This window comes from Frateuria sp. GZRR33 (assembly GCF_051900425.1).
In the GTDB taxonomy this organism is placed as follows: Bacteria; Pseudomonadota; Gammaproteobacteria; order Xanthomonadales; family Rhodanobacteraceae; genus Frateuria_A.
The window spans coordinates 103,156-117,280 of the sequence record NZ_JBHZGK010000005.1 but is presented as its reverse complement, the minus strand read 5'-3'; the positions used below and the strand labels follow the sequence as shown (position 1 = coordinate 117,280).

The 14,125-nt window shown below is 70.9% G+C and carries 12 protein-coding genes; 4 read left to right on the top strand and 8 right to left on the bottom strand.

Annotated elements, in window-relative coordinates:
* Positions 1-53 precede the first annotated feature (53 nt).
* Complete coding sequence (locus tag ACFWZU_RS08040) at positions 54-941, top strand: LpxL/LpxP family acyltransferase (protein ID WP_439700926.1); 888 nt, start codon at positions 54-56, stop codon at positions 939-941.
* Positions 942-1,386: 445 nt separating this feature from the next.
* On the opposite strand, the gene ACFWZU_RS08035 is transcribed toward ACFWZU_RS08040, so the two are convergent.
* From ACFWZU_RS08035 to ACFWZU_RS08025, 3 genes are all read right to left on the bottom strand, one after another.
* Entirely contained in the window at positions 1,387-1,698 is a 312-nt protein-coding gene (locus ACFWZU_RS08035; protein WP_439700924.1) for a tetratricopeptide repeat protein, read from the bottom strand.
* Positions 1,695-3,560: a glycosyltransferase family 39 protein gene (locus ACFWZU_RS08030; RefSeq protein ID WP_439700922.1), complete on the bottom strand. Its 1,866-nt coding sequence runs from the start codon at positions 3,558-3,560 to the stop codon at positions 1,695-1,697. The genes ACFWZU_RS08035 and ACFWZU_RS08030 overlap by 4 nt, the downstream gene beginning before the upstream one ends.
* A 74-nt stretch (positions 3,561-3,634) precedes the next feature.
* Positions 3,635-4,678 (bottom strand): CDP-glycerol glycerophosphotransferase family protein, encoded by a 1,044-nt coding sequence (locus ACFWZU_RS08025; protein ID WP_439700921.1) that lies wholly within the window; start codon positions 4,676-4,678, stop codon positions 3,635-3,637.
* 62 nt (positions 4,679-4,740) lie between these two features.
* Between ACFWZU_RS08025 and ACFWZU_RS08020 the strand changes: the two genes are divergently transcribed.
* A complete protein-coding gene (locus ACFWZU_RS08020; protein ID WP_439700920.1) occupies positions 4,741-5,508 on the top strand; it encodes a glycosyltransferase family 2 protein in 768 nt (255 codons plus the stop codon).
* On the opposite strand, the gene ACFWZU_RS08015 is transcribed toward ACFWZU_RS08020, so the two are convergent.
* The 5 genes from ACFWZU_RS08015 to def form a co-directional block, all read right to left on the bottom strand.
* Positions 5,471-6,778: an O-antigen ligase family protein gene (locus ACFWZU_RS08015; RefSeq protein WP_439700918.1), complete on the bottom strand. Its 1,308-nt coding sequence runs from the start codon at positions 6,776-6,778 to the stop codon at positions 5,471-5,473. The genes ACFWZU_RS08020 and ACFWZU_RS08015 overlap by 38 nt on opposite strands.
* Positions 6,775-8,499: a glycosyltransferase family 39 protein gene (locus tag ACFWZU_RS08010; RefSeq protein ID WP_439700917.1), complete on the bottom strand. Its 1,725-nt coding sequence runs from the start codon at positions 8,497-8,499 to the stop codon at positions 6,775-6,777. Before ACFWZU_RS08010 ends, ACFWZU_RS08015 begins: the two co-directional genes overlap by 4 nt.
* A 61-nt stretch (positions 8,500-8,560) precedes the next feature.
* Complete coding sequence (rsmB, locus tag ACFWZU_RS08005) at positions 8,561-9,856, bottom strand: 16S rRNA (cytosine(967)-C(5))-methyltransferase RsmB (protein ID WP_439700916.1); 1,296 nt, start codon at positions 9,854-9,856, stop codon at positions 8,561-8,563.
* A gap of 193 nt (positions 9,857-10,049) precedes the next feature.
* Positions 10,050-10,979 carry a methionyl-tRNA formyltransferase gene (gene fmt, locus ACFWZU_RS08000; RefSeq protein ID WP_439700915.1) on the bottom strand — a complete coding sequence of 310 codons (930 nt, stop codon included), beginning with the start codon at positions 10,977-10,979 and terminating at the stop codon, positions 10,050-10,052.
* Positions 10,976-11,485: a peptide deformylase gene (def, locus tag ACFWZU_RS07995; protein WP_439700913.1), complete on the bottom strand. Its 510-nt coding sequence runs from the start codon at positions 11,483-11,485 to the stop codon at positions 10,976-10,978. Before def ends, fmt begins: the two co-directional genes overlap by 4 nt.
* Positions 11,486-11,677: 192 nt before the next feature.
* On the opposite strand from def, the gene ACFWZU_RS07990 reads away from it, so the two are divergent.
* Together ACFWZU_RS07990 and dprA are read left to right on the top strand one after the other, a co-directional pair.
* A complete protein-coding gene (locus ACFWZU_RS07990) occupies positions 11,678-12,805 on the top strand; it encodes a LysM peptidoglycan-binding domain-containing protein (protein ID WP_439700911.1) in 1,128 nt (375 codons plus the stop codon).
* Positions 12,806-12,885: 80 nt separating this feature from the next.
* Positions 12,886-14,022 carry a DNA-processing protein DprA gene (dprA, locus tag ACFWZU_RS07985; RefSeq protein WP_439700909.1) on the top strand — a complete coding sequence of 379 codons (1,137 nt, stop codon included), beginning with the start codon at positions 12,886-12,888 and terminating at the stop codon, positions 14,020-14,022.
* The last annotated feature ends 103 nt before the right edge of the window (positions 14,023-14,125 follow it).

The window sequence follows — 14,125 nt, the reverse complement described above, 5'->3', positions numbered from 1 at the left end:
AGCGCCGGCGTTCCCTTTACCTTGCGCCCGAGGGCGCGCCCAGCGGCAACTCCATGCGCCCCGACATCTACCTGCTCTACCTCCTGCTGCGCCTGTTCGGACTGCTTCCGCTGCGCCTGATCCACGCCGCGGGGGCGGGACTGGGCCGGTTGTCGTTGTGGCTGCACGGGCGCACCGCGCACGACACCACGGTCAACCTGTCGATCGCCCGTCCGGGCCTGGACCGGCCAGCGCACGCCGCGCTGCTGCGTCGGGTGATGGCCGAGGGCGGCAAGTCAATCACCGAGATCGTCAAGGTCTGGGGGGCGGGACCGGAGCGGATGCTCGGGCGGGTGCGCGAGGTGCGCGGCGCGGAGCTGCTGGATGCCGCATTGGCCAGGGGCAAGGGCGTGATCATCGCCGCGCCCCACCTGGGCTGCTGGGAACTGCTCAATTACTGGCTGTGCAGCCGCATGCCGATGGCGATCCTGTACCGGCCGCCACGGCTGGCCGCGATCGAGCCCTTGCTGCGTCGGGTGCGCGGCGCGCTGGCGCCCGAGCAGGTGCGCGCCGAGGGTGCGGGCGTGCGCACGCTGTACAAGCGCCTGGCCGCGGGCGGTGCGATCGGCATCCTCCCCGACCAGAAGCCGCGGGCCGGCGAGGGCGAGCCGGCGCCGTTCTACGGACGCGACGCGCTTACCATGGTGCTGCTGCCGCGGCTGGCGGCGCGTACCGGGGCGACGGTGTTGTTCGCCTTCGCCGAGCGGCTGCCGCGCGGGGAGGGCTTCCGCATCCACCTGCTGCCGGCGCCCGAAGGGCTGGACGATGCCGACCCGCAACGTGCCTGCGCGGCGCTGAACCGCGGCGTGGAGGCCTGCGTCGAGCAGGCCTTCGTGCAGTACCAGTGGCATTACCGGCGCTGGTCCGGGCATGGGCTGCCCAATCCGTACAAGCGCGGCTGAACCCGGTCCTTCCCCCGTTCACGGGGAAAGGTGCCCGGAGCGCGGATGGGGGCTTGCGAAAGACTCGCCCCTCTGCATCCCGCCCAAAGGCGCCCCCATCTGCCTGTAGGCACCTTCCGCCGCGTTCCCGGGGGAAGGCTCGGACGTGGAATGGCAGCGCGTGGGCGTTGGCCCATGACATGAGGCGGGGCAGGAGCGGTCATTTCTCGGCCTGCTCGCCGCCGGGCTGGTCCGGGCATGGGCTCGCAGTCCGCTCCAGCGCTGGGCGTGTCCTTCCCCGTTCACGGGAGAAGGTGCCGGGAGGGCGAACGGGGTAGGACTTGCGAAAGACTTGCCCCTCGCCACCCCGCCCGACGGCGGCCCATCCGTCTGTCGGCACCTTCCCCCGCGTTTGCGGGGGAAGGCTCGGGCGTGCGGCGCCGCGGCAGGGTGGGCGCTGGGCGCTTTACGCGAGGCGGCGCAGGAAGACGGTCATTTCCTTTTCGGCCTGCTTGTCGCCGCGCTGGCCGGCCGCGGCGATGCCCTGGCGCCAGGCCTCGGCGGCGGCGGCGCGGTCGTCCATCGCCAGGCAGGCCTTGCCGAGCAGCTTCCAGGCGGCCGAATACGCCGGGTCGAAAGCCACCGCCCGGCGCAGTTCCTCCGCGGCCTCGGCCGTCTTGCCTTCGCCGAACAGGGCGTTGCCCAGCGAGAAGCGCAACAGCGCGCCGTCGCGCGGACCGCCGCACTGCGCACGCAGGCCGGCGATCAGGGCGGTCATGGCAACTGCCGCGAGCGGGCGTCCGAATTGGGGAAGATGCGCGGCGGCTGCGCCGGTTCCGGCGGACGATGGCCTGCACGAAGATCGGCGAGGGAGGTGGCCGGCCAGATCACGACCCAGGAGGAGCGGAACGGCTGCGCAAGCAGTGGATAGCGCAGCGCGGCGGCGTCGAGCTTGTCCGGATGGGTCACGATCAGGCCGTTGGGGTGCGCGCGGGCGAAGGCAGCCACCGCGCCGTCGCCGTGCAGCTCGACGATCGGGTGGTCCAGGCGCCCGGCGAAGTGGAACTGGCCTTCGTACACTCCGGTGAACCCGATCGCGCGGTTCTGCGCGTCGGCCGCGCCCAGCAGCCGTGTCGCCGGCGTCAGGTCGTAGCGCGGCCACAGGGTCAGCGTGAACAGCGTATTGATCGCCAGCGTGCCCAGCAGACCGGCGAACGCCAGCCGGCGCATCTCGCCGCGGCCGCGCAACAGCAGCAGCGCGCCCAGCAGCAGGAACACCACGGCGAAGAAGCGGCTGTACGCCGCGGTGGTGTCGAACCACTCGCCGTGCAGCCGCCCGCTTGCGACCAGCCACGGCAAGACGAACAGGAACACCCCGAAGACAATGCCGCCCACCGCCAGCGGCCAGGTGCCAAGCCAGCGGTTGGTTGCCAGCTCGGGCCGCCGCTCGCGCAGCGATGCGATGGCGCCCGCCAGCAGCAGTACGGCACCGGCGAATTCCGGCAGCGGGTAGTAGAGCTGCTTGCCACTGATCAGCGAGAAGGTGACGAACACCGGCACCACCCAACACAGCGCGAAGCGCATGCCGCCGCCAAGCGGGCGGCTCAGAAGAACGGCAGCCAGCGGCAGGGAAAACAGGCAGAACAGGATCTTGTTCAGCCAGATTGCCTGGGCAAAGAACGCGGTCCCGGCCAACACCAGCAGCGAAGCCAGCGAAATCCACAGCGCCCATCTGGACCAGCGCCCCCACGGCCCCTGGGAGAGGCTCGCCGCCACGGCGACGTAGGCACGGGGCCAACCACTGAAGGGAAACAGCAGGACCGGCAGCGCGATCAGGTACCACCACACCGGGCGCGCATGGTCGAACGCGTTCACCACGCGGCCGGCGGTCTGGGTAAAGAACAGCCGTTGCCGGTACGCCTCGCCGCCACTGAAGCCGGCCGGCAGCGCCCATGCCAGCAGCATGGCGAAGCCAAGCAGGAAAGCGAGCAGGCCGCGCCCATACCAGCGCGCGCGATGCTGGTTGGCCCAGTCGTTCCAGAGCGGCCCGAGCAGCCACGGGAAGACCACGTGCAGCGCCATCACCGGCCCCTTGGTCAGCAGCCCAAGGCCTAGACAGAAGCCGAACAGCCACCAGCGCGGCTCGTTGCGTGCCGGCGTAGGAGTCAGGCACAGCAGCGCGGCCAGCGCCCACACCGCCAGCAGCACGTCGTACATGATCTGCAGGCCGAACAGGAAGGCGAAACTCAGCGCCAGCAGCATCCACGGCGCCGCACGGGTCACCCACGGATGAGTCGGGAACAACCGTCGTGCGAGTGCTGATAGCAGCACCAGCTGGCTCCCGCCGAAGATCACTTCCAGCACGCGCGGCCACACATCGCTGACGCCGAACGCGAACCAGCCGGCGTGGATCATCCAGAACAACAGCGGCGCCTTTTCGCTGTACGGCGCCCCGTTGTTGTAGGGCACCAGCCAGTGGCCGTGGTTCCACATCTCCCAGGCGACCGCGAGGGTGCGGGTCGAGTACAGGGGCATCGGACCGTGCGAGAAGATCGCCAGCAACGCGGCCAGCGTCCACAACGGCAGCCAGGGCCAGAGGGCGCGCAGGTGTTCGGTTCGGCTGTAGGCGTTGGGCGGCACGGGTGGCAGTCGCTGGCGGGGAAGGACCGGAGTTTAGCCTGTTCGCCGTGGCCGCCCGTGGTGAGTGAATCGCCTCAGCCGGGCAGCAGCGCGCGCACGTCGCGTGAAGCCTGCCAGCGCCGCCACAGATTCAAGGGCTTGCGCGCCAGCGGCCCGTAGCCGCCGGCGAGCAGGCGGTCGGTGGCGGCCAGCACGCGCTCGCTGGAATGGCCATCGCGATAGGGGTGGACGGCGGCGGCATGCGCGGCCAGCGCATGCATCAGCGCCGTTGGGTGGGACAGCGCGGTGCCGATCGCGGCATCCACCTGCGAGGGCTCGGCGACGTCGAGCATGTACGGCTTGGGGCGCCGGTTGCGCAGCGTGACGACGGGCTTCAGTTGCACCGTGAATTCGTCGATGACCGACGAGGTATCGCAGACCAGCACGTCGGCGGCGCGCAGCATGTCCAGCAGCCGGTCCGATTCGTAAAAGCGCGCGAAAGGGCCTTCCAGGCCGCGGTAGCGGGCGATCAGTTCGGGATCGCATTTCGGATGCAGGGTCAGCAGCCAGTGGCGGTCGCCGCGCGCGGTCAGCGCACGGAGCGTGTCGAACATGGCGCGCGCCGAACTCAGCGACTCGGTGAACGTGGCCGCGTACATCGCCACCGGTTTGCCGTCATCCGGACGCAGCGAGGACGCAGCCGACGACGGCGCGAACAGCGGATCGAGCTTGGGCCAGCCGGTTTCGGCCACGGCGAAGTAGCGCTGTTCGCGCGCCAGTGCCTCGAACGGCGCGGTGGTCGAGGGACCCTGCGTGCAGTACAGGTCGAAGAAGCCGCGCAGGCGAAAGTGGCCGCGGCCGGGCTCGCGCTTTTCCGCGTTGAAGCCATGGAACACTTGCACCTTGGCGCCTGGAAAAGACGGCGGCACCCAGTTGGCAGCGCAGTACACCGCCTGCGGAGCGAGCGCACGGACCTCACGCGTCGAGCGCAGCCGCGTCTCGTCTGGGTGGAGGTAACCGGCCACGGCCTCGGGCACCACCCAGCCCACCCGCTGCCCCGCGCGCTGCGCCGCCGCGGCCAGCGGTCGCAGGATCGGCAGCGCGTAAAGCTCGGTGGCGAACAGCAGGCACGAATCCATGGCGGGCATCAGGCGGGCACAAGCTGGCATTATGCCGCTACCGTCCCTGCGCCGGTTTCCGGATGAGCCGCACCCCGATCTCCGCCTGCATCATCACCTTCAACGAGGCCGATCGCATCGACGACTGCCTGGCGTCGCTGGCCTTCTGCGACGAGATCGTGGTGGTCGACTCCGGTTCCACCGACGACACGCGTGCACGCGCCCAGGCGCATGGCGCGCGGGTGCTGGAGCGGCCGTTCGACGGTTTCCGCAGCCAGAAGGCGTTTGCGGTGGAGCAGGCGAAGCACGACTGGGTGCTGTGCCTGGACGCGGACGAGCGGGTCGACGCCGCCTTGCGCGCCAGCATCGAGGCCGCGCGCGATCGCGGCTTTCCCGACGCGGCCGGCTACCGCTTCGCGCGCTTGTCCGAATACTTCGGCGCCTTCCTGCGCCACGGCAACGCTTATCCGGATCGTGTGCTGCGCCTGTTCGACCGCCGCCGCGGCGGCTGGCGCGGCGAGCGGGAAATCCACGAGGCGGTCAGCCTCGACGGGCCGCGCGGGACGCTGGCCGGCAATCTCGAACATCACCCCTACCGCTCGCTCTCCGAACAGCTGGCCAAGCAGGAGCGCTATGCGCAGATGATGGCCGAGTACCAGCATGCGCGCGGCAAGCGCGCCAGGGTGAGGCACATCCTGCTCAATCCATGGTGGCGTTTCGTGCGCGGCTACCTGTTGCGCGGCGGCTTCCTGGATGGCTGGCGCGGGCTGCTCTACGCGCTGGTGCGCGTGGAGTACGTCAGGCGCAAGGCGATCAAGCTGTGGTTGCTGGATCGGGGCTATCGCCCCTGACGCGGGTCAGGTAACCGACCCGTAGCGCCAGCCCGAGCGCCAGGAAGAAGAAGAACGACTGCGACATCACGCGGTAGAACACGCTCTCGCCCAGCGCACAGAGCAGGTAAAGCACGACGATGGCCAGTCCGGCCGTGGCGGTGGCCGCGACCGTGTCGTCCTCGTCGCGCGCCCAGCGCGCGAAGTAGCGCAGCGCCAGCGCGAACACCAGCAGCACCGCCACCAGCAGCGGCAGGCCGCCGGTCGCCAGCGCACGCAGGTATTCGTTGTGCGGCTGGTTGTAGCGGGCGATGGCGGCGTCGCTGCGGCCGGCGGCGATCTCGGCCTGCACGTAATCGCCGTACCGGTCCACCCCGATGCCGGCCAGCGGATGCTCGCCGAAGGCGCGCAAGGCGGTGCGCCACATTTCCAGGCGCTCGCCGACCGAGCCGTCCGGGTCGCCCTGGTCGAAACCGGTGACTTCCTGCTGGATGGTGGTGAAGCGCCCCACCATCGCGCCGTGCAGCGTGGCGGTGGCGATCGCGCCGCCCAGGCACACCGCGGCACCGAGCGCCAGGCTCCAGCGCCAGCGCCGGGTGCGCCGGGCCTGCACGAAGAGCACCAGCAGGAACGCCGGCACGAAGGCCAGCAAGGGGCCACGGCTCTGCGTCAGCAGGGCGCCGTACATGCCGAACGCCATGCCGGCGCCGTGCAGCCACCAGCGCCAGCTGCCCGGCCGCGTGCGCAGCCACTGCACCAGCGCCAGCAACGCCAGGCCGAGCAGCAGCGTGGCGCACTCGATCGCGCTCGACCCGCCACCGTTGAGCCCGTAGGCGCGGCCCACGCCCAGCCAGTAATGCTGCACCAGGCAGACCGCGCCCAGGGTGATGGCGGTGAGGCTGAAGCCCGACCATACCAGCGCCATGCACAACTGCCGCGCAAACACCGCCGCCACCACCACGTACAGCATCACGTGCGCGGTGTGGTCGAGCGGCCGCCAGCCAAGGCCGTGCCAGAGCACGTTGGCGATCTCCAGCGCAATCAGCAGCAACGACGGAAGCACGACCGGCGCGGCGGCACCGTAGGCCTGGCGCGTCGGCGCGCGCCAGAGCAGACCCAGCCCGCAGAAGAACAGCAACGCCACCGGCAACGCCTTGATGTTCGGCTCGACCGAGAAGGACAGCGGCATCAGCGCCACCAGCGCCGACAGCGTCCAGGCCGGCCAGGCCTGCCATGTGGCGCGCACGCGTTCCTGGTGGACCGCCGCCATGTCCTGGCTGTGCGCGCTCATTCGGGCACCCCGGCATCGGCCGCCTCGGCGGAGGGATCCGGCACGCACCCGGGGATGACCGCGTCGGCCTTGAACAGCCACCACTCGCGACGGTTGGCGTGGCCCAGGTCGATGGCGTGGTCGCGACGCACGCACGCGCCCATCGCCGGTTCCTGCACGAACAGCCAGCGGTGCACCGGATCGGCGGCCTGCCAGGCGACCGCACTGGCGTACTGCTGCGTCCACGGCTTGGTGAAACCGAAATCCTTCGCGGGACGGTCGAGCATGAGCAGGTTCTGTTCCTTCCACGCGACCAGGCCCACCTCGTCACCCGGCGCCATCTGCGCGCGCACCTTGGCCATCAGGCCCGCGGCGGAACTCGAATCGTTGAGTTGCGGTGCGATGCCGATGCTCCAGCCCAGCCACAGCGCGGCCATGCCGCCGCACACCGCCCATGCCGCGCCGCGCAGGCGCATGGCCGCCGCCAGCGCCAACTGAACGGCGCCGATCGCTGCAAGCCAGCCGAACAGGGCTTCGGCGCCGCCATCGAAGCCGCGGCGCGCCGCCCACTGCGCGGCGGCCGGCGGATGCGCGAGGAGCGTGTACGCGCCCGCCGCCAGCAGCAGCGTGCCGAGCAGCGCAGTGAAAGCCAGCCCCGCCGCCCGCAGCCAGCGCGTCTGCAGCAGCTCGCCGATGAACGGCGCGCTGGCCAGCGCGACCATCGGCAATGCCGGCAGGATGTAGACGTCGCGCTTGCCGGCCGGAATCGAGAAGAACACCAGCACCAGCGCCACCCAGGCCAGCGGCAGCATCAGCCGCGCGTCCCTTGCCTTCAGCGCGCGCCACCAGCGCGGCAGCGTGCCCGGGTAGGTCAGCGACAACGGCAGCCAGCTGAACAGCACGATCGGCAGGTAGTACAGCGGCGAGTGGATGTGACCCCACGAGTTGGCGTAGCGGTCGGCCGTCTGGTGGAACAGGATGTCGCGAACGTAGGCGGCGTAGGCCGGGTTCTCGGTATGCGCGCGTGCCGCCAGCAGCATCGGCACCAGCCACAGCGCGATCGCTGCCAGCACGGCGAGCAGGCCCAGCCACCAGCGCATTGCCTGGCCGCGGCCCATTCGCACCACACCGTCCCAGCCGCGACGCACCGCGAAGGCGTAAGGGACCAGCAGCAGCAGCGGCAGGAAGCCCACGCCCTTGGTGATCACGCCCAGCCCGGCGCAGAAGCAGCCCAGCCAGTACGCGCGCCAGTGGGGACCCAGCAGCATGTGCCGCAGCAGGCCCCAGTTGCCGGCGGTGATCAGGAACATCACCAGCGGATCGATCTGCGCGCGCTTGACCTGGTAGACGAACTGGAACGCCAGCAACAGGCCCGCTGCCGCGTAGAGGCCCACCTGCCGGTTCCACAGCCGGCGACCCAGGTCATAGACCAGCGCCAGCGCGCCGAGCGCGGCCAGCAGCGAGGGCAGCAGGAAGGCGATGCGCCAGTTGCGCACGATCTCGAAGCTGGCCGCCTCGGTCCACATCAGCACCGGCGGCTTGTCGGCATAAAGCTCGCTGCCGCGGTGCGGGAACAGCCAGTCGCCGCCCTCCACCATCTGCTTGGCCGCGAGCGTGAAACGCGGCTCGTCCGACGGCCATGGATCGCGCATGCCGATGCCGGCGCCGATCACCACCAGGGCGATCAGCATCAGCAGCCAGAAGCGGCGGCGGTCGTGCGGGCTGGCGTGGGGAGGGGCCATGGGCGATCCGTGCGGGACAGCAGACGTTGTAACCGGGCTGGGCTTACCGGGTGCTGAGCCGCTACTGCTTTGCGAGGACGGCATAGTACATGCCGTCCAGGTCGCCATCGCCTGGCAGGATCTGCCAGCCGACCGCCGCCGCCTGCCCTGCCGGCAGGGTGAAGGACAGCGGGCGTGCGTCGGGGGTATCGGCGAGCAGTGACTGCACCGCCGCTTCATTTTCCGCACGCAGCAGCGAACACGTTGCATAGACCAGCTTGCCGCCCGGCCTCAGCAGTGGCCACAGTGCGGCGAGGATGCGCTGCTGCAGCGCGGCCAGCGTGGGGATGTCGCCTTCCCGGCGGTGCAGCCGCACGTCCGGCCGGCGCCGCAAGACGCCGGTCGCCGAGCAGGGCGCGTCGATCAGGATGCGGTCGTAGGGCTGACCGTCCCACCAGGCGGACGGCACCGCGGCGTCGCCGGCGCGGAGGTCCGCATGCAGGCCCAGGCGGGTGAGATTCTGGCCGATCCGGCGCAGGCGGGCGGGGTCCGAATCCAGCGCCGTCAGCGCCAGATCGGTGCGCTCGAGCAGGTGGCAGGCCTTGCCGCCGGGCGCGGCGCAGGCATCGAGCACGCGCTGGCCCGGTCGGGCGTCGAGCAGGTCGGCGGCGGCCTGGGCGGCGCCGTCCTGCACCGCGAACAGGCCCTCGGCAAAGCCGGGCAGGCGGGTGACGTCGCCGCTGTGCGGCAGCACGATCGCATCGGCCAGCCACGGATGGAGCGTGGCCGTCTGGCCGTCCGCGTGCAGGCGTTCGAGCAGCGCCTCGCGCGTGGTGCGGCGACGGTTGGCGCGCAACATCAGCGGCGGCTCGAGGTTGTCGGCAGCGAGCACCGCGTCGGCCTGGTCCGGCCAGTCACGGGCGATCGCCGCGGCGAGCCAGACCGGATGCGCGTGGCGGGTCGGCGGCGTGGCGTCGAGTGCGGCCAGCAGGCCGACGCGCTCGCGCTGCCAGCGCCGCAGCACCGCATTGACCAGCCCGGCCAGGCGCGGGCGCTTTAGCGCGCGGGTGGCCTCCACGGTCGCGGCGACCGCGGCGTAGTCCTGCAAGTGGAGGACCTCCAGTTGCACGAGACCGAGCACCAACAAGGCGTGGATCCGGGGCTCCTTGCGGCGGAGCGGCTGCTCGAGCAGGCGGTCGAGTGCCGGGTCGAAGCGAAGCCACCAGCGCGCGCCTTCGCTCAACAGGGCCATCAGCAGGGCGCGGTCCCGCGGGTCGGCCAGCCTGGGGGCATGGCGCTCCATCGCCTCGCGCAGCGAGGTGCCGCGCAGGGCGATCTCGGCGAGTGCGGTGGCGGCCAGGGCGCGGGTGTCGGTCATGGCCGACACCCGCGCCCTCTCCACTCCGGCGAGAGGGTTGGGGTGAGGGGGCGAGGCGTGCGCGAAATTTCGGTGCGACGGTCGCGCTCGATCCGAAGAGCGAAGGCGCGGTCCGGCTCCGATCGGGCTCCCCGCAAGCCGTGGCCCCTCGCCCCAACCCTCTCGCCGGAGGGGAGAGGGAGCCGCATCGGATTCACTTGGCGGCTCCGCGCAGCTCCGGGCGGGCATTGAGGTAGTCGGCGGCGCTGATGCGCTTGCCGCCCGGGCGCTGCAGTGCGGTCACCCGCAGAACGCCTTCGCCGCAGGCCAGTTCGAAGCCGTCGCGGTTGGCCGCCAGCAGGGTGCCCGGCTCCGCGCCGTGCGGGCGATCGACGGCCCGCGCGCTCCATATCCGGACGTTTTCCCCGGCGATCTGACCCTCGGCCACGGGCCACGGGTCAAACGCGCGCACGGTCCGCTCCAGCTCGATCGCCGGCCGCGCGAAGTCCAGCTTCGCCTCGGCCTTGTCCAGCTTGTGCGCGTAGGTCACGCCTTCGTCCGGCTGGGGCGTGGCGACCAGGGCCTCGCCGGCCAGCGTGCGGCGCAGGCCTTCGGCGAGCACTTCGGCGCCCAGCATCGACAGGCGGTCGTGCAGCGTGCCGCCGGTGTCGTCCGGACCGATCGGCGTGCGCCTTTCCAGCAGTACCGGGCCGGTATCCAGGCCCGCTTCCATGCGCATCAGGTCGACGCCGCTCTCGGCGTCGCCGGCGAGAATGGCGCGCTGGATCGGCGCGGCCCCGCGCCAGCGCGGCAACAGGCTGGCGTGCACGTTCCAGCAGCCCAGGCGCGGGATCGCCAGCACCTTGCGCGGCAGGATCAGGCCGTAGGCGACCACCACCATCAGGTCCGGCACGTAGCCGGCCAGCGTGGCCTGCGCCTCGGCCGATTTCAGCGTCTCGGGCTGTTCGACAGGCAGGCCGGCGTCCAGCGCCGCCTGCTTCACCGGGCTGGGCGCAAGCTTGCGGCCGCGGCCGGCGGGGCGGTCAGGCTGGGTGTAGACGGCCACCACCTGCGCGCCGCTGGCGCGGCAGGCTTCCAGGCAGGGGACGGAAAACTCCGGCGTACCAGCGAAGACGATCCTCAAGCGCTCGCCGCCTGCTTGCGCTGCTTTTCCATGCGCTTGAGCAGCATGTTGCGCTTGAGCGGCGAGAGGTAATCGACGAACACCTTGCCTGCCAGGTGGTCCAGCTCGTGCTGGATGCACACCGCCAGCGGGCCCTCGGCCTCCACCGTGAAGGCCTTGCCCTCGACGTCCTGCGCCTTGACGGTGACCTTCAGCGCGCGGGTGACGTCGGCATAGATGCCGGGGAAGGACAGGCAGCCCTCCTGGTAGACCTGGGTGCCTTCCCTACCCACGATCTCGGCGTTGATCAGCGCCAGCGGCTGGTTGCGCTCCTCGCTCATGTCGGCCACCAGCACGCGCTGGTGCACGTTGACCTGGGTCGCGGCCAGGCCGACGCCGTTGGCGTCGTACATGGTCTCGAACATGTCGGCGACGAATCGCTTCAGCTCGTCGTCGAACGCGGTTACCGGCGCGGCCTGCGTACGCAGGCGGGGATCGGGAAATTCAAGGATGGTCAGCACGGACATGGTCGATACCTCGGAGCGCCTGGAAGATGCGGGCGAATCGTCGTAACGAAAGCCCCGGCGCAAACTAGAATGGGCCTCATTGTACGGCGGCAAGCTCCCGTGCGGCAGGCGATTTTGCCAACTGCTGCCGGTTGCGGGCCTTCACCATTCGGTTACACTCGCCCGAGCCTCGGGGTAGGGGAATCTGAGCACATGATCAAGAAGTCCATCGGGCTGCTGGCCGGCATGCTGGTCACCGTGGCCGTGTACGCCGCCGGGGCGCAGTTGCGCGCCGATCACCCCGACACCTACACCGTGCGCCGCGGCGACACGCTGTGGGACATCTCGGCCAAGTTCCTGTCCAAGCCCTGGCTCTGGCCGGAGATCTGGCAGGCCAACCCCCAGGTGCGCAATCCGCACCTGATCTACCCGGGCGACGTGCTCAACCTGTCCTTCATCAACGGACCGCGGCTGAGGCTCGAGCCGAGCGTGCACCGCGAAGGCGAGGCCATCCCGGCGATCCCGCTGGACCAGCTGCGCCTGTTCCTCAAGGACATGCGCGTGATGGACTCCAACGAAGTCAGCTCCGCGCCCTACGTGGTCGGCTTCGAGGAAGCGCGGTTGCGCGGCGCGGTCGGCCAGAACCTGTACGTGCGCGGCCTGAAGGGCGAGCCGGGCCAGCGCTGGGTGATCGTGCGCCCCAGCCACGTTTTCCGTGGCTTCGAGCAGGACGATCCCAACGACGCCGAAAACGAAGTGGTCGGTCACCCGCTCGACAGCAATGTCGCGATGGTCAGCTCGCCGTGGGAGGAGGACTTCCGTGACGACGGCCACTACGGTCGCGGCGAGGACCTGGGCGTGGAGGTCAGCGTAATCGGCACCGCCGAGACGCTGCGCGGGGGCGATCCGTCCACCCTGCTGTTGCTCGACGCCACCCAGGAAATCCGCAGCGGCGATCGCATCCTTCCCCTGGATGGCCCGACCTACGACCCCTACTACTACCCGCACGCCCCGCGCTCGGTCCCGGCCAACGCCCGCGTGATCGCCTTCGCCGATGCGATGGACGCGGCCGGCCCGCGCCAGGTGGTGGCGCTGTCGATCGGCGCGAAGGATGGCGTGGACAACGGCCAGACGTTCGCCATCTTCCAGCCCGGCACGACCATCCACGACGACGTCGCCAGCAGCAGCTGGAGCCGCGGCAGCGGCGAGCACGTGACCTTGCCGGACGAGTTCGTCGGGCATGTGATGGTGTTCCGCACGTTCGACCGCGTGAGCTACGGCCTGGTGATGGATGGCCTGCGTCCGGTGCACCGCGGCGACCGCCTGGTTATGCCCGAGTAAGTACCGCTTCGGTGTTACCCGACACGACGGCGCGGCCTTGGCCGCGCCGTTTTGCGTCAAGGCCCACCTACACTGGCCGGATGAGTGACACGGATGCACTTCGCGCCTGGTTGATCCTGCTGCGCACCCCCGGCCTGGGCCTGGCCTCGCTGCGCGAGCAACTGGCGGCGGCGGCCGGCGACGTCGTGGCCGTGCTGGCCGGGTTGCGGCGCTCGCCGGCCCGCCTGGGCAGTGCCGCCTCCGCTTGGCTTGCATGCCCCGACGAGGCGCGCCTGGCCGCGGAAATGGCCTGGCTCGCCAGGCCCGGCCATCGCCTGCTGTGTTGCACCGATGCGGACTTTCCGCCGTTGCTTGCGCACATCCCGCAGCCCCCGGCGGCGCTGTTCGTGGCGGGCGATGCGGCCCTGCTGCTGCATCCGCAGGTGGCCATCGTCGGCGCGCGCGGCGCGACCGCGGGCGGCCTCGCGCATGCGCGCCGCTTCGCCACGGCGCTGGCACGGGCCGGATTCGTGGTCACCAGCGGCATGGCCGACGGTGTGGATGGCGCCGCCCACGCTGCCGCACTGGCCGCCCACGCGCCGACCGTTGCGGTGGTGGGCACCGGCCCCGACCGGGTTTATCCGCGCAAGCACCAGGCCCTGGCGCAGGCCATCGCCAGCCATGGCGCCCTGGTCAGCGAGTTCCCGCCGGGCACTGCGCCGCGCGCGGACCATTTCCCTCGCCGCAACCGCCTGATCGCGGGACTGGCGCTGGGTACGCTGGTGATCGAGGCGGGGCTGAAGTCCGGTTCGCTGATCACCGCGCGGCTGGCCGGCGAACAGGGCCGCGAAGTCTTCGCCCTGCCCGGCTCCGTGGACAACCCGCTGGCGCGCGGCTGCCACCGCCTGATCCGCGAGGGCGTGCGGCTGGTCGAGGAGCCGGCCGAGCTCATCGAGGCACTGGCGCCAGCGGCGCGCGCGCTGGGCGTGGAGCTGGCGGCGCGGCTGGCGGACACCCCGGTGCCTGCAACAGCGCCGCCGGAAACCCTCGCCATGCCCCCGGTGCGTCCGGAACACCACCGGCTGCGCGAGGCCCTGGGCCATGATCCGGCGACGCTGGATGAGCTGGCGACCCGTACCGGCCTGCCACCGGCCACGCTGTCCTCCATGTTGCTGATGCTGGAGCTGGACGGGCAGGTGGAAAGCCTGCCCGGCAACCGCTACCAGTGCGTGGCCTGAGACCGGAAGGCGCTGCCCGCGCGGATCCGCGTGCGGGCCAAAACCGCACCGCATCGCGGTTTCACGCGATCCGGCTTGACAGTCCCGGCGAGCGCATGGCTCA